26 protein-coding genes are annotated in these 22,090 nt (G+C 47.5%); 4 read left to right on the top strand and 22 right to left on the bottom strand.

The features are described 5' to 3' along the window. Positions 1 to 7: 7 nt before the first annotated feature. Positions 8 to 610: a DUF3177 family protein gene (locus AB3R30_RS04245; protein ID WP_458647898.1), complete on the bottom strand. Its 603-nt coding sequence runs from the start codon at positions 608 to 610 to the stop codon at positions 8 to 10. A 128-nt stretch (positions 611 to 738) separates the two neighbouring features. Continuing rightward, complete coding sequence (locus AB3R30_RS04250) at positions 739 to 960, bottom strand: CP12 domain-containing protein (protein ID WP_458647899.1); 222 nt, start codon at positions 958 to 960, stop codon at positions 739 to 741. 372 nt (positions 961 to 1,332) lie between these two features. Here AB3R30_RS04250 and AB3R30_RS04255 point away from each other — a divergent pair, with 372 nt between their 5' ends. After that, positions 1,333 to 2,619, top strand: a complete 1,287-nt coding sequence (locus AB3R30_RS04255; protein ID WP_458647900.1) for an FIST signal transduction protein — start codon at positions 1,333 to 1,335, stop codon at positions 2,617 to 2,619. A 211-nt stretch (positions 2,620 to 2,830) separates the two neighbouring features. Then, a complete protein-coding gene (gene minC, locus AB3R30_RS04260) occupies positions 2,831 to 3,718 on the top strand; it encodes a septum site-determining protein MinC (RefSeq protein ID WP_458647901.1) in 888 nt (295 codons plus the stop codon). Positions 3,719 to 4,047: 329 nt separating this feature from the next. Here minC and AB3R30_RS04265 read toward each other — a convergent pair whose 3' ends face one another. Next, complete coding sequence (locus tag AB3R30_RS04265) at positions 4,048 to 5,487, bottom strand: NYN domain-containing protein (RefSeq protein ID WP_458647902.1); 1,440 nt, start codon at positions 5,485 to 5,487, stop codon at positions 4,048 to 4,050. Positions 5,488 to 5,689: 202 nt separating this feature from the next. On the opposite strand from AB3R30_RS04265, the gene lpxA reads away from it, so the two are divergent. Then, complete coding sequence (gene lpxA, locus AB3R30_RS04270) at positions 5,690 to 6,496, top strand: acyl-ACP--UDP-N-acetylglucosamine O-acyltransferase (RefSeq protein WP_458647903.1); 807 nt, start codon at positions 5,690 to 5,692, stop codon at positions 6,494 to 6,496. Positions 6,497 to 6,592: 96 nt separating this feature from the next. Here lpxA and AB3R30_RS04275 read toward each other — a convergent pair whose 3' ends face one another. From AB3R30_RS04275 to AB3R30_RS04295, 5 genes are all read right to left on the bottom strand, one after another. Beyond that, entirely contained in the window at positions 6,593 to 7,189 is a 597-nt protein-coding gene (locus AB3R30_RS04275; RefSeq protein WP_458647904.1) for a CPBP family intramembrane glutamic endopeptidase, read from the bottom strand. A gap of 155 nt (positions 7,190 to 7,344) precedes the next feature. Continuing rightward, positions 7,345 to 7,671 carry a hypothetical protein gene (locus AB3R30_RS04280; protein ID WP_458647905.1) on the bottom strand — a complete coding sequence of 109 codons (327 nt, stop codon included), beginning with the start codon at positions 7,669 to 7,671 and terminating at the stop codon, positions 7,345 to 7,347. Positions 7,672 to 7,818: 147 nt separating this feature from the next. Continuing rightward, the gene (locus AB3R30_RS04285; protein ID WP_458647906.1) at positions 7,819 to 8,064 is read right to left on the bottom strand and encodes a type II toxin-antitoxin system RelN family antitoxin; all 246 of its coding nucleotides are present in this window, start codon (positions 8,062 to 8,064) and stop codon (positions 7,819 to 7,821) included. 154 nt (positions 8,065 to 8,218) lie between these two features. Continuing rightward, a complete protein-coding gene (locus AB3R30_RS04290; RefSeq protein ID WP_458647955.1) occupies positions 8,219 to 8,533 on the bottom strand; it encodes a type II toxin-antitoxin system PemK/MazF family toxin in 315 nt (104 codons plus the stop codon). 172 nt (positions 8,534 to 8,705) lie between these two features. Continuing rightward, positions 8,706 to 8,918: a hypothetical protein gene (locus tag AB3R30_RS04295; protein WP_458647907.1), complete on the bottom strand. Its 213-nt coding sequence runs from the start codon at positions 8,916 to 8,918 to the stop codon at positions 8,706 to 8,708. Between AB3R30_RS04295 and AB3R30_RS04300 the strand changes: the two genes are divergently transcribed. After that, a complete protein-coding gene (locus tag AB3R30_RS04300; protein WP_458647908.1) occupies positions 8,917 to 9,129 on the top strand; it encodes a hypothetical protein in 213 nt (70 codons plus the stop codon). The genes AB3R30_RS04295 and AB3R30_RS04300 overlap by 2 nt on opposite strands. Here AB3R30_RS04300 and AB3R30_RS04305 read toward each other — a convergent pair. From AB3R30_RS04305 to AB3R30_RS04370, 14 genes are all read right to left on the bottom strand, one after another. After that, positions 9,124 to 10,566 (bottom strand): restriction endonuclease subunit S, encoded by a 1,443-nt coding sequence (locus AB3R30_RS04305; RefSeq protein WP_458647909.1) that lies wholly within the window; start codon positions 10,564 to 10,566, stop codon positions 9,124 to 9,126. The genes AB3R30_RS04300 and AB3R30_RS04305 overlap by 6 nt on opposite strands. Continuing rightward, positions 10,563 to 12,722, bottom strand: a complete 2,160-nt coding sequence (locus AB3R30_RS04310; RefSeq protein WP_458647910.1) for an N-6 DNA methylase — start codon at positions 12,720 to 12,722, stop codon at positions 10,563 to 10,565. The genes AB3R30_RS04305 and AB3R30_RS04310 overlap by 4 nt, the downstream gene beginning before the upstream one ends. A gap of 229 nt (positions 12,723 to 12,951) precedes the next feature. Continuing rightward, on the bottom strand, positions 12,952 to 14,052 hold the full coding sequence (locus AB3R30_RS04315; protein WP_458647911.1) for a DUF3326 domain-containing protein: 1,101 nt from the start codon (positions 14,050 to 14,052) through the stop codon (positions 12,952 to 12,954). A gap of 154 nt (positions 14,053 to 14,206) precedes the next feature. Then, complete coding sequence (locus tag AB3R30_RS04320; RefSeq protein ID WP_458647912.1) at positions 14,207 to 14,395, bottom strand: hypothetical protein; 189 nt, start codon at positions 14,393 to 14,395, stop codon at positions 14,207 to 14,209. Between the two features lie 45 nt (positions 14,396 to 14,440). Beyond that, positions 14,441 to 14,764 carry a 2Fe-2S iron-sulfur cluster-binding protein gene (locus tag AB3R30_RS04325; RefSeq protein WP_458647913.1) on the bottom strand — a complete coding sequence of 108 codons (324 nt, stop codon included), beginning with the start codon at positions 14,762 to 14,764 and terminating at the stop codon, positions 14,441 to 14,443. Positions 14,765 to 15,040: 276 nt separating this feature from the next. Continuing rightward, positions 15,041 to 15,787 (bottom strand): cell division ATP-binding protein FtsE, encoded by a 747-nt coding sequence (gene ftsE / locus AB3R30_RS04330; protein ID WP_458647914.1) that lies wholly within the window; start codon positions 15,785 to 15,787, stop codon positions 15,041 to 15,043. 131 nt (positions 15,788 to 15,918) lie between these two features. Further along, positions 15,919 to 16,719 carry a WecB/TagA/CpsF family glycosyltransferase gene (locus AB3R30_RS04335; RefSeq protein ID WP_458647915.1) on the bottom strand — a complete coding sequence of 267 codons (801 nt, stop codon included), beginning with the start codon at positions 16,717 to 16,719 and terminating at the stop codon, positions 15,919 to 15,921. Continuing rightward, the gene (locus AB3R30_RS04340) at positions 16,712 to 16,864 is read right to left on the bottom strand and encodes a hypothetical protein (protein WP_458647956.1); all 153 of its coding nucleotides are present in this window, start codon (positions 16,862 to 16,864) and stop codon (positions 16,712 to 16,714) included. Before AB3R30_RS04340 ends, AB3R30_RS04335 begins: the two co-directional genes overlap by 8 nt. Positions 16,865 to 16,868: 4 nt before the next feature. Beyond that, positions 16,869 to 17,051 carry a DUF5615 family PIN-like protein gene (locus tag AB3R30_RS04345; RefSeq protein ID WP_458647916.1) on the bottom strand — a complete coding sequence of 61 codons (183 nt, stop codon included), beginning with the start codon at positions 17,049 to 17,051 and terminating at the stop codon, positions 16,869 to 16,871. Between the two features lie 3 nt (positions 17,052 to 17,054). After that, on the bottom strand, positions 17,055 to 17,387 hold the full coding sequence (locus tag AB3R30_RS04350; protein ID WP_458647917.1) for a DUF433 domain-containing protein: 333 nt from the start codon (positions 17,385 to 17,387) through the stop codon (positions 17,055 to 17,057). A 91-nt stretch (positions 17,388 to 17,478) separates the two neighbouring features. Next, complete coding sequence (gene bioB / locus AB3R30_RS04355; RefSeq protein ID WP_458647918.1) at positions 17,479 to 18,447, bottom strand: biotin synthase BioB; 969 nt, start codon at positions 18,445 to 18,447, stop codon at positions 17,479 to 17,481. Positions 18,448 to 18,480: 33 nt separating this feature from the next. Beyond that, on the bottom strand, positions 18,481 to 19,308 hold the full coding sequence (locus AB3R30_RS04360) for an NAD-dependent epimerase/dehydratase family protein (RefSeq protein ID WP_458647919.1): 828 nt from the start codon (positions 19,306 to 19,308) through the stop codon (positions 18,481 to 18,483). Between the two features lie 5 nt (positions 19,309 to 19,313). Beyond that, the gene (locus AB3R30_RS04365) at positions 19,314 to 19,973 is read right to left on the bottom strand and encodes a rhomboid family intramembrane serine protease (protein ID WP_458647920.1); all 660 of its coding nucleotides are present in this window, start codon (positions 19,971 to 19,973) and stop codon (positions 19,314 to 19,316) included. A gap of 67 nt (positions 19,974 to 20,040) precedes the next feature. Next, positions 20,041 to 22,002 (bottom strand): S9 family peptidase, encoded by a 1,962-nt coding sequence (locus AB3R30_RS04370; protein WP_458647921.1) that lies wholly within the window; start codon positions 22,000 to 22,002, stop codon positions 20,041 to 20,043. Positions 22,003 to 22,090 lie beyond the last annotated feature (88 nt).

The raw sequence follows: 22,090 nt of genomic DNA on the forward strand, positions 1-22,090 counted from the left end.
AGTTTGGTTAAACGCTAGTGGCAGAACGTCCTTGCTTACCCAACCGCACAAACACAAAATAGCCCAAATATAGAATGTAGATGACCAGTGCCAAGGTGGATAGTAGCCCGATGGTATAAGGCTTCATGCCACCCATAAAATATTGCTTAAATATCCAAGGGGGCTGAAGCCAAATGCTACAGAACGGCTGAGCGATCAGTTGCTTTGACGGTAAAAAGGCACATTGAAGCACTGGAATTGCCGCGATCGCGCCCACCACCGTATAAAACGTCACCCCCCACCGCCACGCGCTAAATGCCAGTTTCAATTGGCTCTTGGGCTGTTCATTAATCTCATAATTCAGATCTACCCAAAACCACAAAGACAGCGGGATGAGAATTTTGGCAATCCAACCTGTCAAAAAACCTAGAGGAATTGCGGCTATAAATAACCCCACCGTAATTGCTAGCAAGCTAGCAACTCGCCAATAGATAATCAGCAAATGCTGAATCGACTCTGATTTTTGAACGAACGCCCAAATCAGTAACGCCAATGGAAACAAAACTGTGAATAAAACAGCGAGTCGATAATCAGTCCAAACGACAGAGGGGAGCCAAGGAGGGCTTTGCATAACGGTATTAGGAGAAACGAGAAAAGGATTGCACAAAACAAAGTAGCTTGAATACAGACTCGCATTCAAGCTACTTTATAAATCTTGGAGACTACAAATCAACCAATTTCTAGAAACTAGTACTACTTTTAATCGTCATAAATGCGACATTCAGCCGCTTCAGGATTATCATCGCAATACTTTTCAAGGGAGTTTTTAGGCTTCACTTGTTTCTGATGAGAAGCTTCTGCTTGCAGTTCTTCAACGGCATCCCAAGCAGCAGCACACTCTGGTGAGCCGCCCCCTTTTATATCGCACACTTCGCGAGCCTCTTGTAGCTCTTCTTCAATTTTTTGCTTAATGTCGCTCATGATGAATGTTTTCCAGACAACTTTTTAAGGAGATTAGGAGGGTGGTGAGCTACCTCAACCGTTAAAAATAGGACTGCCCAATGATGAGCATAAATGATAAACAGATTAAATGTCTCATGTACCATCTAGGATACAGAAAGCAATCACTCTAAATGTGACCTAGCGTTAGTGTAACGCGAAGTCGCCCTTCCTTGAATAAAGGCTTGATTGGAATCAGTGATTTGGCGGCGGTTTTTTCACCCGATTCTTTGCAAGAATATCTCCTACAACTATGTTTACAAGAGTTTACAAGAATACTTTATTAATTCAGTAAAAATTCCTTGGGTTAGAGGCACTTTGGCAATCCATCCTAAATTTTATGAGGTCAGTCCAATGGAGGAAACTACAATGGCAGAGCCGCTGAGAAGACAAATGAAGTGGGCAAGTTTTTTATCGACTCGTCCTTCGTTGGAAGCGGCGATCGCTGAGGTGGTGCAACAAACCCAAGCGGCGCTGCAAACGTCTCCTGATCTAGCGTTAATTTTCATTTCGTCTGCCTTTGCGAGTGAATATTCTCGGTTAATGCCTTTGTTGCAAGATCAGTTGCCAGGAGTTCCTCTGATTGGCTGTGGTGGGTCTGGAATCACCGGGATGGATGGTCAGGGCACCCCTCGTGAAGCAGAGGGCGAACCTGCTTTAACGTTAATGCTGGCATCCCTTCCAGAGGTTCATGTGCATACGTTTCATCTATCCTCCGAAGATTTACCCGATTTAGATAGTTCTCCAAAGGCGTGGGTAGACGTGATTGGGATTTCTCCTGACGAGCAGCCCCAGTTTGTGCTGCTGGGAGACCCGTCTTTTGGGCGGCTGAATGACTTGTTGCAAGGGCTGGATTTTGCCTATGCAGGATCGACTAAAATTGGCGGCTTGATCAGCGGGAGTATCACGAACTCTGGTGGAATTTTTTGTGATAGCTATTTACATCAAGAAGGCATGGTTGGCGTGGCGCTCAGCGGTAATATTGTGCTGGATGCGATCGTGGCGCAAGGATGCCGCCCGATTGGTCAGCCTTACTTGGTGACGGAGGGTGAGCGAAATATTATGCTGGCGCTCGATCAAGCAGATCTCAGTTTTGCGTCTGCGGGAAGCGGGTCGAGGGTGTCTCAGAAGGGAACGCCGCTGGAAGTGCTGCAAGAGTTGATCCAAACGCTGGATGAAGACGATCGCGAATTGGCACAACATTCATTATTCATTGGCGTTGCTCAAAGTGAGTTTAAGCAAACATTGGAACAGGGCGATTTTTTGATTCGGCAGTTGATTGGAGTTGATCCCAGAGTGGGGGCGATCGCAATTGGCGATCGAATTCGTCCTGGTCAGCGCGTTCAGTTTCATCTGCGAGATGCCAAAGCCTCCGCAGAAGATTTGGAAACCTTGCTGCTCCGCTACACTTCCAGCCATCCTGCTTCTACATTGTCGGGTAGTGGAGCCTTGATGTTTTCCTGCACGGGAAGAGGCGAGGGGCTTTATGGTGAGCCTGATTTCGATTCTCTCTTGTTCAATCGCTATTTGCCCAATCTTTCTCTAGGTGGCTTTTTCTGCAATGGAGAAATCGGTCCCGTTGGCGACAGCACCTTTCTGCATGGGTTTACCTCCGTATTTGGAATTTTTCGGCAGCCATGAGTCAGCCTAGAGGATAGAAAGCAGGTCGTAAGGTTAGATGCTTAAAACAGGTTTTGCCCTTGTCTATCCACTTTTTTGATGATCACTTTTAACCCAGGATTTATGCTGATTTTCCCCTGTCTGCCTATAATGATTGCCTCGGGTTTTTGTGCAAAGGCACACTCTGGGTCGCTAAAATCACAGCAAACTGCTGCCATAAACCGCTTGATCTATGACTCCTGATACTTCAGTTCCTTCCTCTGCCCCACCGATTTCTGATGCTGCTCCAGAGATGGCTGCGATCGCGCTTGATTTGGAGGGCGACGCTCCCACAGCAGCCAATCCCGACACCCCCACAGAGGGCTTGCAGGATCGGGATCTTCAGGTGCGGCTCAAAAGTGAGGATGGCAAACTCCTGCTGATGTTGCCGCCAGAAATTGAACTGGAAGCCGAGAATCCTGCGAGTTCGTTAACCTGGTCGGAGGTGTTGCAGCAGCTTAAACAGCGGTTGAATGCGGGAGAGCGGCTTTGGCAGCCCGATACGTCAGTCCATTTGATTGCCCGCGATCGCTTGCTAGATGGGCGCCAACTTCAGGCGATCGCCGATGCCTTGACCGAAGCGCAACTTCGCCTCACCCGTGTGTATACCAGCCGTCGCCAAACTGCTGTTGCCGCTGCCACTACTGGCTATTCGGTGGAGCAACAATCCTCCATTGCCCAGCTGAACCCGACTGGCGCTGAGTCTGCCCAAGCAATGGAAGAACCGCTGTATTTGCAAACCACGCTGCGATCGGGTGGTGATGTGCGGCATAATGGCACCGTGATTATTTTGGGCGATTTGAATCCCGGCAGTTCCGTGGTTGCCACAGGGGATATTCTGGTTTGGGGGCGGTTGCGCGGTACTGCTCATGCAGGTGCAAAAGGCAATGCTCAATGCCTGATCATGGCGCTACAAATGGAACCCAACCAGATCCGCATTGCCGATTTTGTGGCTAGATCACCCGAAAACCCGCCTGCTCAGTACTATCCCGAAGTTGCCTATGTTGCTCCCCAAGGCACCATCCGTATTGCCAGAGCTTTGGAGTTTTCTCGCAATCAAGCAGCCGGTGATCGCAAGTAGGACTGAGGATAAGCGCGATCGCCCATTTATCTGAATTATTTACTTGGGTAAGGCTTAGTCCGAAGTGTTGGCTCATCGATTTGCCCTCAACCGCTCTGAAAAAGCTTCACAGGAAACATAGCAGTAACCTGAAGTTTTGCGGTTGCAAGTATCTCTGCTCCCAGCATTTGAGCTTAATGGGTGACAACCTAGCTAGACAGCTTGCTGCATGAGGGATAGAGCATAAAAACCCCGCTGAAAATAGAGTCACATATAGCGTGAGAGTTGAGCGTACACCCACCCTCAGCGATCGCTCTCGGCTAACAGGAACTCATTTGAGACAATTTTGTCTATCGAAGTCGCGCTCTCCACAGGTTGCCTTTTTGCTGAACCACCAGTTTTGGACAGGCTTGGAGAAAGGTCGGATATCTCTTGTTAATCTCTAGCTGCTTTAAAACTGCTGTAATCGGTTGTTGATATTGTTGGCGGAACTGGCTGCCGATCGCCGAGATATTCACAAAGCCGTCTGGATCTTTTTGGGTTGAAGATTTGATAATTTTCGCGATCGCTGTTTCTAAATCGTTTGCTGTTTTTAAGGGGAATTCAGCAGAAGGGGGATTAGGCTGAACCGATTTACCGTTATTTAGAGATGGCGGCGCAGTTAATCCAGCTTTTTTCTGTAGCTCGGTTGAATTCGGTAGTGCTGTTTCACCTAAAGGCGTTGCGATCGCAGCTTCAAACAACGCGATATAGAGTGCTGCTTGTTCCGAAGCTTGATGCACGACAAACTCTTCTGGTCGGTCAATAAATAACTCTCTGGCTCGTTTTCCTGGCTGGTGAATGGTTACCAGTTGACTAATTGAAAATTTATATTTATCTCGAAACAGTTGAGAAATTTTAGCCAATTCAATCCACAGAATTCCGGTTTTTTGTTGTTCAGCGCGAAGGATTTCTTTCAGATGAGTGATACAAGTTTCCAAGGGCGGAATCGTGGGAACCACCACTTTAGGACAGGTGAACGTTTGTCCAGTATTACTGTTAACGATCGCGATCGCCCCATCCTGCTGTTTTCGCACCTGATACACCGTTAACCCTTGCTGGCTCAGTTTCGTATGCAGGTTGGTCATGACCTTATCCGAGGAGCAAACCAACACTTCCTGAACCGTTGGATAATGGTCGTGGATGGAAGAACCCATGACAATCATCTTGCCATCTGCCATATCATTTCCGCTGGGCACATGCATCAGGTCGTATCCCCGTTGATGCAATTCTTCGTCGTATTTGCCACAGGCTTTCCAATTTGCAAAAGCAATTTTGATTTGTAGTGGCAATGTACAGATATTTCTTAGAAAGTTTTCCTGGGGAATATCGAGTTTCAAGTTTTCAGCGTCTAGTAACAGCAGGGCGATCGCCCGGTTCGATTCAACCAATTTCCCATTTAAGTAAGGTTGGTGATTCGGGATAGCCAATGGCTCCGTCGAGGCACTTTCTAGCAGATTCAGTTGAGCTTGCAATTCCTGAAAAGCGGAGGATTCAAAAAAAGCAGGCAGAAAGAATTGCTGGAGCAGTTGTCGAATTCTCTGAGTCTGCTCTTGGGCGGACTCCTGATCCAGCAAACCAGCTAATTTATTGACTAATGCATCTTGAACCTGTGGCTTTTGCCAATCATGGTGACGAATTTTTTCGATGAACCATTCTGGGTGATACTGGTGAATCGTCGCGATCGCCTGACAGAGTAACTCGGCACCTTGGCGTGGAATCACTGGACTGTTTGCGCTCATCGTCACCATCACAACCCTAACTGGTCAATGGACACTATTATGGCTGAAATAATTTACGATTTCTTGAATCACTGGTTTCACGTCACTGCCAGCTAATCTAGACCTACAGGGTTGTCTCAGGCTTGCATAGGGGAAACAGAGCGAGTATAAGGGATTACGAAGGGCATAGTCCTAAGTTTGAGATGGCATACAGCATGGAAGTGAAGGCAGGATGATACACCCAACCGCAGTGATTGAATCGGGTGCAGAAGTGGGCGAGGGCGTGATGGTGGGAGCATTTACCTATATTGGCCACAGCGTCAAAATTGGCGATCGCTGCACAATCAATCCCCACGTCACGATTTTGCCCTACACGACCTTGGGTGCAGGCTGTAAGGTTCACTCTGGGGCAGTGTTGGGCGATGTGCCGCAGGATTTGGCATTTAAACAGGAAGCATCCTTTGTGCGAATTGGCGAAAACTGCGTGATTCGGGAAGGCGTGACGATTCATCGTGGGACGAAAGCAGGCACGGTCACAGAAATTGGCGATCGCTGCTTGTTTATGGCGCAAAGCCACGCGGCGCACAATGTTCAGGTAGGCGATGATGTGATTGTGGCAAACGGCGCACTGCTGGCGGGTTATGTGGAAGTGGGCGATCGCGCTTTCATTAGCGGCAACTGCTTGGTGCATCAGTTTACCCGCGTCGGCAGATTGGCAATGATGGCAGGTGGTTCCGCTGTGCAAAAAGATGTGTTGCCCTTTTGCATTACCCGCAGCGTTAGCCCCAACACGATTATGGGATTGAATGTCGTTGGTTTACGTCGAGCCGGATTCACTGCTAGCGATCGCCGCGACCTGAAACAAGCGCTCAAAGTGCTGTATGGCTCTGGACTCAATATTTCTCAGGCAACCGATGAACTAGAGCAGATTGAGTCTGCTTTGGTGCAGGAATGGTGCCAATTCATTCGCGGCTCTAAACGCGGTATCTGCAAGTTTTTTAGGCGATCGGGTCAGAGTGAAGAGGACGCGATCGAGTAAAGCAGAGTGCGGAGTAAGAAGTGCGGAGTTGGGAAATCAAGCCGCGATCGCCTTACACAAAATAGGTTTGTCCTCATCTTTTTTGGGGCAATTACTTTAGGAGACATCCTCTTTGAAGCCGCGCCATTTCCAGATGCAGCCTGAAATGAAATTAGTAGTGACATGCGCCACGATCGGCACCAGCAAATTATGGGTTATCAAAGCGCTAACTCCCAACACGCCCCCGATCGCCGTTGCCCACACCACATAAGACCATTGCTTAAAGCTGCTGAGATGCAACATGCCAAAACAGAGGCTCGAAAACAGAATGCCTATCGCATCCAATCCAAAGGTCGGCAGCATCACCCCGCGAAACAGCAATTCTTCGCTCAGTCCCGGCAGCAAGCCCAACCAAATAATGTCGGGAAACACCAGCGGTTTTAGGACCATTTTTAGGTAGTAATCGGCACTCTGGCGATACTCCGCCCACACTGCATAAACAACTGAACTGGCTAGAGTGATGCCCACCCCTAACCCGATTCCCATCAGGGCATGTTCGCTAGACCAGGCGATCGGCAACATTAGCCCCGACCCAAACTTGACCCACAGTTTGCTCACCAGCAACAACAGCAGCGCTGTTACTCCCATCGCGATTAACACTTGGGTGCGTGTCAACGGGATCAATTCAGGATCATCAGAAAAAGGATCTGCCACAGGATAGGAAAGAAAAAAAGGGCGATGTAAAAAAAGGCAACGGCTAAATACTAACAAGCTTTGCTGATGAATTCAGACATTTCAATGATGCGACTCCCTCATGGAAGCTCATCAGGTAATTGGATTTGTTGTTCGTAACGCGATGTGCGACTTTCCTAAAACAACGCCCTCACCCTAGCCCTCTCCAGTGGGAGAGGGAACCGGAAATGTCTGAAAGCCCTTCTCCTTGGGGAGAAGGGTTGGGATGAGGGCAAATTAGTTGCACATCGCGTTTCGTATTTAGCGATTCGTGAAACGATCCCTACGGGAATCGCATCTTCGATCACTTCAGTATCAACATCAGCACGATCTGACTTGGCGTAGATTGTTGCCAGAATAATTCGATCAGCAGTTTTGACGTAATACATGACTCGATAGCCACCACTTTTGCCTTTTTGGATATTGCTGTTTTTGAGACGGACTTTGAAAACGGTGTAGTTCACTCCAGCAATGCGATCGCCCGGAAGTTCACCCGCTTGGAGTTGCTCAATTAGGGGTTGGAGATCTGCACGAATCTGGCGATAGCGTTTAGCAAGATCGCGGAGGTCGCGCTGGAAGCGGGGAGGGAGGTCGATTTGGAGGGGGGTGGGTCAGTCGGCATCAATTCCGTCCCACAATTGAGCTAGAGGGATGGTTTGTCCGGTGAACGCCTCGTGTAAGCCTTGACGAATTCCTTCGAGAATAATTTCGTCGGGGGTGTCATCGGGGTCAGGTTCGTCGTCTTCAGAAATCAGGACGATGACTCGAACCCGACGAGATTTGGTTAAGACAAGTGGATCGTCAAGAGTGAGTTGACCCAGATCATTAATGGTGGCAGTGGTTTCAATCGCTTTCATAGTTTTTATAAATTGGAGTTATTGCTATTTTGGTTGCTGGGATAGTGTTGGTATCTGGTCGGGAATTTTAGCCAGGTAAGGTGTGGCAGCAGTTTAACCACAAACGAATTGCCTATCCTAAGCTCAGTTCCGACCCTCAGACGTTATCTAACAGTTAGGAAATCGAAGTCCATATTTGTTGCAAGATTTTTTGAACTCGCTGCCAATCATCCGCTGTCAAGCAACCTAACTGGCGTTCAACGAAAGACTTTTCTAATGTTGCAATCTTATGTAAGCGAACAGTCGACGGTAAGACTAATCCTGCATTTTGCCATTCTTCTAATGGAACGTCATACTCTGTTTGGGGAGATTGGCTGGTGACTCTTGCAACAACCACATCCGCATCGCCAGTATCCAATAAAACCAAAGCAGGACGACGCTTTGAACCTTCATTGGTAAAGGGAAAATTGGCGTTGCTGAATTGATCTATGAACGCCTAAATTTGCCCTCACCCTAGCCCTCTCCCAACGGGCGAGGGAATAAGATTTCTAGCTCCCTTCTCCTTGGGGAGAAGGGTTGGGGATGAGGGAAATCATAGCTGCAATCAGCAACGCCGGAAAATTTAGCAGCAGGATTGCGCCGGATTGATAACGGGTCATGTTTTATAAGCGATCGTAAACTTCATCCGCTGCGCTGTACCCAGAAAGAAATTGTTTTGCCGTTATTGTTGCCCAATTTTCAGATTCATCGTCACTTTCGTCTAAAAGGACAATAACCCGAACAGACGGTCGATGACGCAGACGTACCTGTAATTCAGGTGGCAATTCTAACTGTCCATCTGCTGTGACTTTTGCTGGAAATTCGTAGGCTCTCATGGGTATCTTCCTGGCTAACTTCAGTATGGTACTTTTTGCGATCGATAGCTTTGGTCAAACTGAGGACAGAGAGAATGGCTCAAGCCGCTATCTGAGAGACCTCCTGACTTACCTCTGCGATCGCGCGATCGCGATCGCTACTCTCAAATTCATGCACCAAACTCGAAAAGATTCAGTTGTTTCTGTGTTATCGTGTGTCTCGCTTTTATGATTCGCCTAAAATCATCGCTTCGACTTCTTGTTTTGCCCGCTCTAACTCGGCGGCGGCAGCTTGTCGAAGTTGTTTAGCTTGATTGCGAATTGTCGTAATGCGATCGACGATTTCAATTTGTTTTTCGAGCGGTGGAATAGGAACCTTAACTTGACCTAAAACGTTAACATTTACTCCAGATTGATTATTCCAATTTGTACATATTTTAAAAAAGACTTGTTTGCGTTGATAAAGATTAAGTATATGAGTTAAATATTGGGGATCAACTCTATCTTGCTGCACGCCAATTCTTGTTGTGTGATTTGAGCAAAAATAGGAATCGTCTAAATCAAAAAATATAGACTTTCCTACAAGTTCTTGACTATTTGTGTTGTTAAATAAGACCTCGCCAATTTGCAATACATCATTTTTTCTATTCAGCAACTCTGATTTACGAATGTAAACGTTTCTTGTAAAAATAAACTCTCTTTCATCACTGATGTTTGTTGATCTTATTTGGATAACATCTTGCTCATCATTCGACTGATCCTGTTTTCCTGAAGCAAAACCTGTTTTCATGTAAACAGTGAGCCTAGAAATATACTCAAAGCTATAACTTGAGCTTTCAATGAATTTATAGATATTACCAGAGTGATAAAGTGGATCAAATCTTCTACCCACAACACTTCTTAAATTGCAGAAGAAAACTCGATTTTGAATGGTGTTTTCTTCTGGTTCTTGTAGATTAATGCCCAACTTGCTTAGAAGGTAATCGTCTATGCTGTCAAGGAGCCGCTGTGCCTCTGCCTCCTTTTGCTTTTTCGCATCATAAGCAGCGTCCATTCTAAAAACAGTTTGTTTCTGAAGAGATAAAGGTACACTTGGAATCTGTAATGATCTAATTTCTTCAGCATTTATATTCGTCATTCCGATAATTTGTCTACTTAACCCATCAATTTGTAGCCGTCCTACAGATAGACGCAGGAAAGTTGATACGAAATCAGGAAGTAACCTTGTTTCATCTACTTGAACACGAATAAGATAAGAAGCAAAAACCCAATCACCTTCTTCTCGAAATACGCCACATTTTCCTACTAATTCTTTTGAGTTAGTACGGTTGAAAAGTAAGTCTCCTTTGTTAAGTCGATATAAATTAATCTCTTCACTCGTAAGCTCAATATTCTTTAAATCTAAAAAGTTCCACTCATCTCCTTGTAAATTATTCATCCTAATCATTGGTATTCCTTTTTGCTCTGTGTTTGAAATTTGGGAGATACCATACTGGATATTTTTTATATAGTTGCCGAATTCTTGAAATGAAAACTGTGAGTTTGCTAAAATACTTTTCAGCAATCTAGATTTTTTAATAAAGTTAGGATCTAATCTTTCGTTAACTTCACTCAAATTAACTAGAAAAATCTTATTGTCATCAACGTCAGGCGAAAGTTGAAAACTCATGCTTCTCCTCGATCGATCGCTTCAATAAACCGGGCAAGTTCTTCACCAATAAAATCTAATTCATTGAGGTTGGTGGGTTTTCCGGTTGCGTCGTAGCCGATGTTCTCAGCGATCGCCATAAAGATTGGGTAATCATCGAGCGATCGCTGTTTTTCTTCAGCATATTGCTCAGTCAATGCCTCTTTCAGCGCATCAATTTGTTCGTTATATTCAGCCGCGATCGCTTTTTTCCATTCCTTATAGGCTTCCAATTCGGTCAACGCTTTCCCCGATAAACTTTGAGGATTTTCAAAACCACGCAAATCTCGAATGTGGCGCTTTTTGTCGTTCTCAAGTTTCTCTAATCGCTTCAGATAATCATTACTCTGTTTAATCTGTTCTTGCAGATCAAACTTTCGATTCTGAATTTTTTCAGTTGTGGATTGGCTATGTTTCCGCAAAAACAACACCGAACTTTTGACCCCTGCTCCCGTTGCTTGAAACGCCGTTTGAGGTAGGGAAACTACTGCAACAATCCGATATTTATCTTCAATGCCATCTCGCACATATTGCAAACTAGAGTTAGTCAAAACGCCATCAGGAACAACGATCGCCAAATAGCCCCCTTCTACTAAAAACTGGTGACACTGTTCAATAAATAAAATTTCAGTATTTTGGGTTTCTCTCGGTGTGGATCTGCTTTTAGGATTCAACCAATCTTCAGGCTTCAAGGCAAAGCCATATTGATTCATATAGGCTTGCTCGGTTTGTTTAATCACCGAACCAAAGGGCGGATTGGTAATAATAAAATTGAAACGACTATAGGCAAATCCTGCATTGCCACTTCGTTTGATTAAATCCTCGCTGCCGCGTAACCCATCCGATGCAATCACATTGGTGTGCCCATCATCGTGAATAATCATATTCATCTTGGCAACACGAGCAATCTGTTCATTAATTTCAATCCCAAACAGATTATTGGCTGCAAACTCATGCCAGTGTTCTTTATGTTGGTTATATTCTTTTGGAGTAGTTTCGTGATTGGGATAATACTCATCTGCTTGTTTTCTAACTTTGTCTAATGCGTGCAGTAGAAATCCACCGCTTCCACAAGAACTATCTAGCACTAAAGACTCATGGTTGATCGGTAAAACATCCACAATAAATTTAACGATCGCTCTAGGCGTAAAATATTGCCCAAAATCACCCCGAAAGAATGACCCCATAAAGGTTTCAAAGGCACGACCTTTACTATCCAGATCGGTATCTCCTAGATTAATTCCTTCCAGATAACCAACCACCGTTCGCAACTTTTCAGGACTCAGACGAATATCATCCTTAAACACTTCAGGATCTTTTTTTCGCCCTTCGTCATACAGCGCCTTAATGCGCTCACTTAATTCTTCGTTTGCTTGCTGCTCAAGTTCTTGAGGCGTTTTCCCCTCAAAGCTTTCATTAAAAATCTGAAAAACCTGAAAATCATACGGTTCGCCTTTCCTTCGGGCTTTGCGTTCGTCCCACAACTTACAGAAGATCAGCTTATCCAGTTCATCGAATGCGCTAGATGGGTTCAGTTCCCCGCCGCCCCAAAGCGATTGATGCCCTTGCTTAAATCTGCGGGTTAACTCATCCTCAGTCACAACCTCTAACTCAAATAGCTTTTGTCCATTAGAAGAACCACCGCCTTTCGCGTACTTATATCTTGCAAGCTTCGCGACACCACATTGAGGAATATCGGTGATAGTGATCCGGTCTTTTGGCTTTTCCTTCGGAACTTGATAATACTGATTCTTAATGCCAGATGTAACCCAAACAAAACTCGCTCCCTCTGCCACCGCATAGCTAAACGCCTGTTCAACTGCCTGAGCAAATTCTGCTTCTGAGACATCCTGTTTCTTGCATTCAACAACGATGTGAGGCGATAGGCATGGATCATCGTTGTAAACAATAATGTCTGCTTCTTTCACCGATGATCCCATCGTGACGGACACAAACAAGCGAATTCGTTTTGTGTCATAGCCGTAGGTCAAAATCAATTGAAGAAATGTTTCCGCCTGTACCTTTTCTTCAGGGTTGGTATAATTTCTCTTCTTTTTTTGATGAACATAGGTAATCTGCTTTTGCTCATCATCAAATTTGATTAAACCTTTTTCAACTCCTTGCGCGATCAGAGACATTCGTTCTTTTCCAGGTCTTACAGTTGTTTGATGATGGCTGTTTTAAACTCTGTATGCAAGCGGTAGGAGCAAGAGGCACAGCTTGTATTTAGAGTAAAGTTTGAAATTGAAAGGAAAGTTTATCGCTAGCTATTTCATGGAACCATAGAGCGCACTCCTTACTACCAAGGCGATCGCTTTTGCTCTCTCCCAACGATGCCATCAACAAACTGGTAATTTGCCTGCTCAGTTAGCCTGGTTGCTTGTTCATTTCAGGCGATCTCCCACTCATTTTGGTATTTTCCGCAAGCAAAGGCGCGATCGCAGGACTGAGTGACTCTAGGCTGACGCCTGCCCGATCTGCTACCAACACGCCCAACGCCTCCAGGTAAGAATTCACCTGGATTGCCGCAATGCCCAATGCTTCCGGTGGAACCTGCATTCTGGTTTGATTCTCGCGCACTGCCACAATTTTCGTGTGAGATTGCTGACAGAGACTCAGCACAGCGCTTCCCCCACAAGCGGTTTCAGGAATGACGATCGCATCCACTTGATTTGCCCACAGATCACCCGAAGCAGCATTACCAGCCAAGACAAACTGCGGTGCCCGACTCAGCCCCACCAACACGCAGGGTAAAAAGGTGTGTCCCAACTCTTCGGCGGCAGAGCGGGGAGAAATGGTGGCATCCAGGGGTAAGGGCAGTAACGCCGGAGCATGGGCACAGGGAACGCGAAAGGTGCGAACAACCAGATGACTAATCACGGCTTCGGCTCCGGCAAGCGGGTCTACGCCCTGACCTTGGCGATAGTTTTGCAGAGCATCACTGTCCACATCATCGGGAAACCGGGCAACCACCGCGATCGCCTCGGCTCCCGCTTTTGTGATCAACTGCTCTGCCGCTCTCAGCAAGCTATCGGGATGGTCAACCGTGCCCCAAGTTGCCCCAGAGTCTGCGGTTTTCAAATTCACGCCCAAGGGCATATCGGTGACGATATAGTCTGTCAAACTTAGTCCCAGAGTGGCGCGAGTCGCATCCGCAGCTTGCAAATGGCGGACTCGCAAATCGGGTTCAATTGCCTGATCCAGAATCAACCCGACTCGATTGTGATGCACCGGATGCAAGCCCCAATCCCCCGCTGCAAACTGATCCAATCCATAGCCTTCCACATATAAGGCGTTGGGCAAATTCCAGTAAAGCTGAGCGCCGTTGAGAACATTGGGATGGGTGATCAGACAATCTGCCACCTCCGCGATCGCCCGTGCTACAGACAAAGCATCTCCTGCATAGCCGCCAATGGATGCCCCAATTCCAGTGGGCACAATCAGCATAACGGTGTAGGGGCGCTTCATAATTACAGGGTGCGGAGTACGGAGTTTGGAGTTGAGTTTTAAGTTTTGAGTTTTAAGTTTTGAGTTTTCCTCTCGCCTTTCGCCTCTCGCCTTTCGCCTCTCGCCTTTCGCCTCTCGCCTTTCGCCTCTCGCCTTTCATTAAAATAATGAGTTATTAACGAGTTACCGCTTCTGCTTGAGTGACGATCGCTTCGACTACAGCCTTCTGGCGCTCTAAATCAACCGCTGTCACTGCCCAACGTAGAGGTTCACCCCGCTTTTGCAACTCTGCTTCTACTTCGCGTTGAAGTGCCAAAGGCGACTCTTGTAGATCAATTTCGGCAGTAATAAAATGGGTAGTCATGACGCAATACAAGTAAAGAACTAAAAACTATTCCAATAAGCAAGCTTATTTTTGGGGTTGTCCAAACTGGAGGTTATAAACCGTGTCTTCTTTTTCAGTTTCAACTTTCAGATTAGAGCGAGGATGGGAAATACACAGCAGCGCATAGCCTTGTTCCTGTAACTCTGGGCTGATTCCCATGCCTTCGGACTGGTCAACAGTTCCTTCTAAAAGCTGAGCCGCACAAGTCGTACATACCCCCGCATGGCAAGAACTGGGCAAGTCTAACTGAAGCTCGTCGGCAACTTCCAAAACGGTTTTGTCTTCGGGCACTTGAATGGTGTGAGTCGTACCCTGATGGTGAATTTCGACAGTATAAATATTAGACATCACTGGTAGCAAGTAGTAAGTGGTGGGTGTCGAGTGGCGTGGTTAGGGATTTACGCCTAAATTTCCACACTACTCGATTTAGGAATGCAGTTGAAAGATTGGCGTTGCTGAATAGAAGCATGATTTTTGACTGTAGGGGTAGGTCTTGTGCCTACCCTGACGGAGATGAAGGGCAACCACAAGGGATTGCCCCTACGAATTTCATATCTCGATTCAGCAACGCCGAAAGATTATGGTCTGAGTCAATTAATGTATTTAGGTATTGCTGTAACTGTATCAGAGGTTGGGTTCAGGGCGGTAAAGATGACCATTGCGAATTTGAACGACGGGATGGTTTGAAAGGCGAATCAGGCTTTCGTCGTGGGTGGTGACGATGATTGTAATGCCGATCGCATGTAGCTTTTTGAGGATTTTGATCACTTGCCAAGAGTTATCAGCATCCAGGTTACCAGTGGGTTCATCGGCAAGCACAATCGCCGGAGTATTGACGATCGCACGAGCAATACTGGCGCGCTGCTGTTCCCCACCCGATAGCTCATCAGGAAAACTATCTGCTTTATGTTGAAGTCCCACCATTTTGAGGGCAGGCGGGAGGCGGCGCTGAATCTCCTGCCGACCATATCCCTGTGCCCACAGCACAAACGCCACATTTTCCGCCACTGTGCGCCGGGGAATCAGCTTGTAGTCTTGAAACACAATTCCCATCCGACGACGTAATTTTGCTAAGCGATCGCCCTTTAACTCACCGACATTCAACCCATCTACCCTCACCTCACCCGCTGTCGTCCGTTCCTCGCCATAGAGCAGCTTCAGAAAGGTGGATTTACCCGACCCGGAAGGACCTGTGACAAACAAAAAGTCGCCGCTTTGAATCTCCAGGTTGATATCCGTGAGTGCCTTAAAGCCATTCCCATAAGCTTTGTGAACCTGCTGCAAAGAGACGATCGCCGTTTGCGTCTCATCCGGCGGATGCAACACCGAGTTGGTTTCTTTAACTGGCAAGCGAGTTGAACCTTGGGTCATGGGTATGGGAATGAAGCGGTCGCAAATTCTCGTTTATTAGAACACAGAAGATCCAAAAAAGCTCCCTACTCATCATTCGCCCTTCGTCATTCGTCATATCTCCTACGGAGACGCTACGCGAACGTCATTCATCATTCGCCTTTCGTCATTCGCCAAAGCAGCGATCGCCCTGCAAAATGAGGCAACGCCAGCATCCGCCTCCAGCGCCACGGCTCTTGATACAGGCGATACAGCCACTCTAGATGATTTTTACGAAAGAATTCTGGAGCGCGGGTTTTCGTGCCTGCCCAAATATCAAAACTGCCGCCCACGCCAATCCAGATCGCATTAGGGCAAAGATGGCGATGTTCCGCAATCCAGAATTCCTGCCGAGGGACACCCAAACCCACCAAAATTAATCCAGGTTGCAACCCTTCTAAGCGCTGTTCAAACCCAAGCTGTTCCTCTGGTTTGAGATAGCCGTGTTGGGTGGCGATCGCTAAGCTCGGACACTGCTGGTGCCACGCGATCGCAGCCTGATCCGTAACTCCTGGCTGTCCGCCATAGAAAAACACCGTGCCCAAATCTCGCGACTTGCCAAAGGCTTGCAGCATTCCTTCCGCCAGTTCAATTCCGGGACGGCGTTCTACCTGCTTACCATACAGCTTCAAATACAGCACGATGCCAGAGCCATCGGGAATCACCAGTTCTGCCTGTTGGATAATCTCGGCAAGCTGCGGATTTTGCCCCGCCTGCATCGTCATTTCGGCGTTCAGCGTCACCACATGGCAACCAAGCTGTTGTTCTGCCTGAGACACCAGCCAGCCCAGATAGTCATTGGTCAGATGAACAGGCACACCCAACACGGAAAACAATTGTAATTCTTGAGGGAAGGCTGACTGGGACACCATCTTTTCACCATCGCGATCGCGTAGTGTTTCATCGTTAAGCATCTCGATAAATCCGAATCAGTTGGCTATCTAAACTATCAAGTTGAATCACTGCGTGGTGAATCTTCTCTGCAAGTCGTTCAAAATTCGGGTTTTCAGTACAAGCAATAATACCCGCATGAACTGGTGAAGTTTTATGGAGTTGAATAAAGTCATGACGGTTGAATCGTTAGAACGGTTCGATGATTGTTTGTGGCAAAAGCTAAAACGTCTGAGTCGGAAATACACTGATTGCCATTGCCTGCTTCCTGAACAGTCAATACATCATGTCCGAGTGTTCTTAGGGCAATTGTTGCTGCAGCGGGAAACTGTTCATCAGCATAAAATCGAGCCATAGGCTATGCTTCATCCTGTTTACGGAGGGCGATCTCAATTTCATTAGGATAGGTTGCCGCATAAGCCCAAGCGTTTGCTAGATCAGTTGCGGTCAGGTCAGGGTAGTTCTCTAGTAGTTTGGCTTCACTAAGCCCCAGTCGTCGATAGCTAATAAGTAACCAAACTGGAATACGGGTGTCACGGATACAGGCATCACCGCCTACAACGTTAGGTGTTTTGCGAATGCCCTCCCAAGTATTTGCCAAATTATTTGAAAGTAGTTGAATGATGGCAGCCTGCTCTGAGGGTTTGAGCGAGAGTAATTGGGCTTCTAGCTGTTTTAGGGTTGTCATCATAGACTCCGTTATATTCAATCTGTTACTCCCATTCTCTGCTGCACTAACGGCTATGAGCGATCGCAGTATGGATCTACTTTACTGAAATCTATTACAGTGGTTTTGGCACCATGCCCAAGCGGTGTAGCAATGCCTCATCTTGAGAACCTGCCGGATTAGGGGTAGTCAAGAGTTTCGGTCCGGTAAAGATGGAGTTAGCTCCGGCGAGAAAGCAGAGGGCTTGCAGTTCATCGCTCATGGTCAATCGTCCGGCAGAGAGGCGCACCATTGCAGCGGGAAACAGGATGCGCGTGGTGGCAATCATCCGCACGAGGTCGATCGCGTCAATGGGGGACACGTCTTGTAATGGAGTTCCGGCGACGGGCACCAGGCAATTGATCGGGATGGATTCTGGAGTGGGAGATAAATTAGCAAGGGATTCCAGTAGATCGAGCCGATCGCCCACTGATTCACCCATACCCACAATGCCACCACAGCAAACCGAAATTCCGGCTTCACTAACGGCGCGGATGGTGTCCAGGCGATCGCGGTAGGTGCGAGTTGTAATAATTTCTGGGTAATAATCGGGTGAGGTATCCAGATTATGATTATAGGCAGTCAATCCGGCGGCTTTTAACTGCTGTGCCTGATGGGGTTTTAGCATTCCCAAGGTGCAGCAGACTTCTAAATCTAGCGCTGCTACCTGCCGCACCATTTCTATCACCCGCTCAAATTGGGCACCGTCTTTCACCTCGCGCCATGCCGCCCCCATGCAAAATCGGGTGGAGCCACTGGCTTTGGCGATCGCCGCTTCCGACACCACCGCAGCCACATCCATCAATGGCTCTGGCTGGAGATCCGTTTGATTATGAACACTTTGGGAACAGTAGCCACAGTCTTCCGGGCAGGCTCCGGTTTTGATGCTGCATAACGTACACAACTGCACAGCATGGGGATCATGGTGTTGCCGATGGGTCGTCTGTGCGGCAAACAGCAGATCGGGCAGCGGTTGATGATAGACCTGAGCAATGTGGTCTTTGACGGTCAAAGATGGGACAGGACTCGACGAAACAGTGTGCATGGGAACCAGTCGCTTAATTTCTAGAAGCCTAGATTACAGCGTTTCTTGGATCTCTGGGTAGATAAATTCGTATCCGGCATCCCGCAATTTTTGATTCGACACACGAGCGTTATACGATCGAGCGCTTGGCTGATTGGCATCCCAGGTGGCTAAGGGTAAGCTGTACGCGGTGAAAATGCGATCGAGTAATTCCTGAGTCGTAATCGGGACGGTGCCGACTAGGTTATAAATGCCGTTGAGGTTTTGCTGTTGGGCAAAGGCGATCGCGCCCACAATGTCGTCGATGTGAATCCAATTGGAAGCCTCTTCACCCGTTCCAGGACGTACACTACCCGCTGCCCGTCCAAAAATCTTCACCAATTCGCGTCCAGTGCCATAAATGCCGCCCAGCCGTAAAACACAAACCTTCAGCGAATTATGGACAGCACTCAGCAATACCTGCTCGGTTTCTGCCAGGACTTCAGCTTTGCGGTTAAGCGGCATGACTGGTGTAGTTTCATCCACCCATTCACCCCCGCGATCGCCATAAACTGCGTAGCTGCCGGTATAAATCACCTGCTGAACCGAGGGTGACTCTTTCAATGCAGCAACTAAGGTTTTTGCAGTGTTTAAGTAAGTTTCCTCATAAGCGGTTGAGTTGGGCGCACCGACGGATAAGAGAACGACTTGCTGACTGTGCAACAGCGATCGCACGGCTGCATCATCATTTCCTTTCACCACTACAGCGCGATCTGCCAAGGTTTGTAATTCTGCCAGCCGTGCTGCTGTTGTCGTCGTAGCCGTTACGGTCATCGTTTGTCGCCAGCGGGGAGCCAGCGATCGCCCCACATAGCCACAGCCTAAAATCACAGCATTCGTCAACGCTTTCATCCTCCAACCGATTTGCGATCGCGCGCTAGGATCTTTGCCGACAGAACACCCCCTAAAAAGCCAAATAGATGTCCTTCCCAGGAAATGCCATATTGCAAGGGAAACAATCCCCAAAGCAAACTGCCATAAAGCACTAGCACAAACAGAGACATCGCAATAGAAAGCGGCTTCCGTTCAAAATAGCCCCGCGACAGCAGATAGCCCAAATATCCAAAAATTACGCCACTTGCGCCAATGTGAATCCCCGGAGAGCCAAACAACCAGGTGCCTAACCCCCCTACGATGGCAGAAATAACGCTGACTATAAAAAAGTCGCTGATTTCGCTCAGCATAATTAGCCAGCCCAAAGTGACAAAGGGAATAGTGTTGCCAATCAGGTGTGCTAAGTTTGCGTGTAAAAAAGGCGCAAACAGGATGCCCCGTAGCCCGATTAAGTTTCGCGGAATGATGCCAAATTGGTTTAAGCCGCATTGCGCCAATTCACCACGTAAATCGAGTCGGCATTGATTAAACCCGCCGTAGAGGGAGCCACCGCCCCGCAGTACAAATAGGTCAAATAATTCCAACCCCCATGCCAACAGCACCAATCCCCCCAAGATCACTGCTTGGGTTTTGATTTCCTTAAGAACTCCTTGTTTTTCTCCGTCCCGTGTCATGGGTTTGCCCTTATTGTAAATTCGGCTGAATGAATTCCCTTAATTGAGTTGTAGCGTTAAATCCAACTTATTGACTACCTGATTGATTCAACAAGTAGGTTTTGATAAATTGCACCGTGGAATAGAACTGAAAATCGGCATTGGGTTTCTTGGCGAATCCGTGCCCTTCGTCCTTTGCCATTAGATACCAAATGGGAGTCGCGTTTTTCCGAACCGTGGCTACTATTTGTTCGGCTTCGTTGAGCGGAACACGGGGATCGTTTTTGCCATGAATCACAAATAAGGGCTTTTTGATTTTTTCAGCGTTGTTGAGCGGCGAGATGTTTAGTAAGAATTCTCGCATTTTAGGATCGCGTTCGTCACCATATTCCACGCGGCGCAAATCACGACGATAGCTTTCGGTGCGCTCTAGAAAAGAGACAAAGTTGGAGATGCCCACAATATTAATTGCCCCTTGAATGCGATCGCTGTAAGTTGTTGCTGCCGCCAGAGACATATAGCCGCCATAGCTGCCGCCCGTCACCATCACCCGACTGGCATCCAAATCCGGCTGCGTTGCAATCCAATCGAGCAGCGCCCCGATATCCTTCACCGAATCTTCTCGCAAAAAGCCATTATCCAACTTCAAAAAGGATTTTCCATAGCCTGCGGAGCCGCGCACATTCGGGAATAGAATCGCTGCACCTAGTTCATTCAAGTAATAATTTTGTCGCCCCAAAAAGACCGGACGAAACTGACTTTCAGGTCCGCCGTGAATATCAATGATGACGGGACGTTTGCCTGTAAATTTTTGAGCAGGACGATAGAGAAAGCCAGAAATGGTTTTGCCATCAAAGCTTTTCCAGCGAACTAGATCCGCTTCTGAAAAAGTGCGGGTGTTGATGCCGCCCGTTTCGCTTTCTGTCCAGCGCGTTTGTTTATTGGTCGTGACATCAATTGAATAGATATCAGCAGTCGATTGAGCCGATACAAACGTAAAGCCGAGATCGCGATTGTTCCGATGCCACTTTAGTCCGAGGATCAGCCCGTTCGGCAATTTAGGCAGAGCAAGTTCTCGACGAGTTTTATCAATCACATGCAGTACGCTCACTCCATCTTCGTTAGTGACAAAGGCGAGACGCTTGCCATCTTCCGACAAATCAAAGTCTTCCACGTCCCACTTAATTTTGCTAGTGATCGGCGTATAGCGCTTGCTAGCAAGATTGTAGTAGGCAAGCTGCTGAAATTCGGAGCCGCGATCGCTGACGACATACAAGCCCTTGCCATCTTTGCTAAATGCCGCCGATTCATACAAAACTGTTTCTTTGCCCTTGGGTGTCAGCAGAGTGCGGTTGCCCGTCTGCGTATCAAACAACCACAAATAGCTTTCGCTGGCAGATAGATATTGCAATACTAAAAGTTGGCGATCGTCCGGTGACCAATCTAAGGGTGCCCAACCGCCCCCTTCCACTGTTGCAAACAGGCGATCGCTGCTCGGTTTCGTCGGATCAATCACATACAAATCGGCATCTTTGCCCGTACGCCGGGTTGAGGTATACGCCATGTGATCGCCCTTAGCAGACCACACGCCGCGACTGTTTTTAGACTTGCCATCCGTTAGCAGCGTCACTTCACCCGTTGCCACATCGTAGCGGTAGTTTTGGCTAAACTCGTTGCCACCCGCATCGCGGCTAAAGACAAAATAGTCGCCCTGAGTCGGCTGATAGGTCGCACCCGAAGGAGGCTCCGTAAAAAAGGTGAGTTGGGTACGAGCCGCAAGGGGCGATCGCACCTGATGCACTTGAGCATTGTTGCAAAATCGGGTGGAAATCAAAATTTCTCGCCGCTGGGGATGCCAACTCGCCAAACTAGCTGAGCGAAACTCTGTATAGCGTTTGACCCCTTCGACTAACGCCAACGGAATTGCTGGAATACCTTCCACTACTAGATTTTCGTTTGGCGCAAAACTGGCTGCCAGTGCGGGCGACATCGGGATGAAACTGAACGCGATCGCAAACAGCAAAGCAATAGTAGATCGAAGAAATTGCATCAGCTAAATCCAGTAGGAAGCTCAGTCGCCCTTGACTTTAACGTGTATCCCTGACTAGCGACAACGAATGGCTGGAATTTTAAGTTTT

This window comes from Sivoneniella epilithica UHCC 1019 (assembly GCF_040830845.1).
Lineage (GTDB): Bacteria > Cyanobacteriota > Cyanobacteriia > Leptolyngbyales > Leptolyngbyaceae > ULC077BIN1.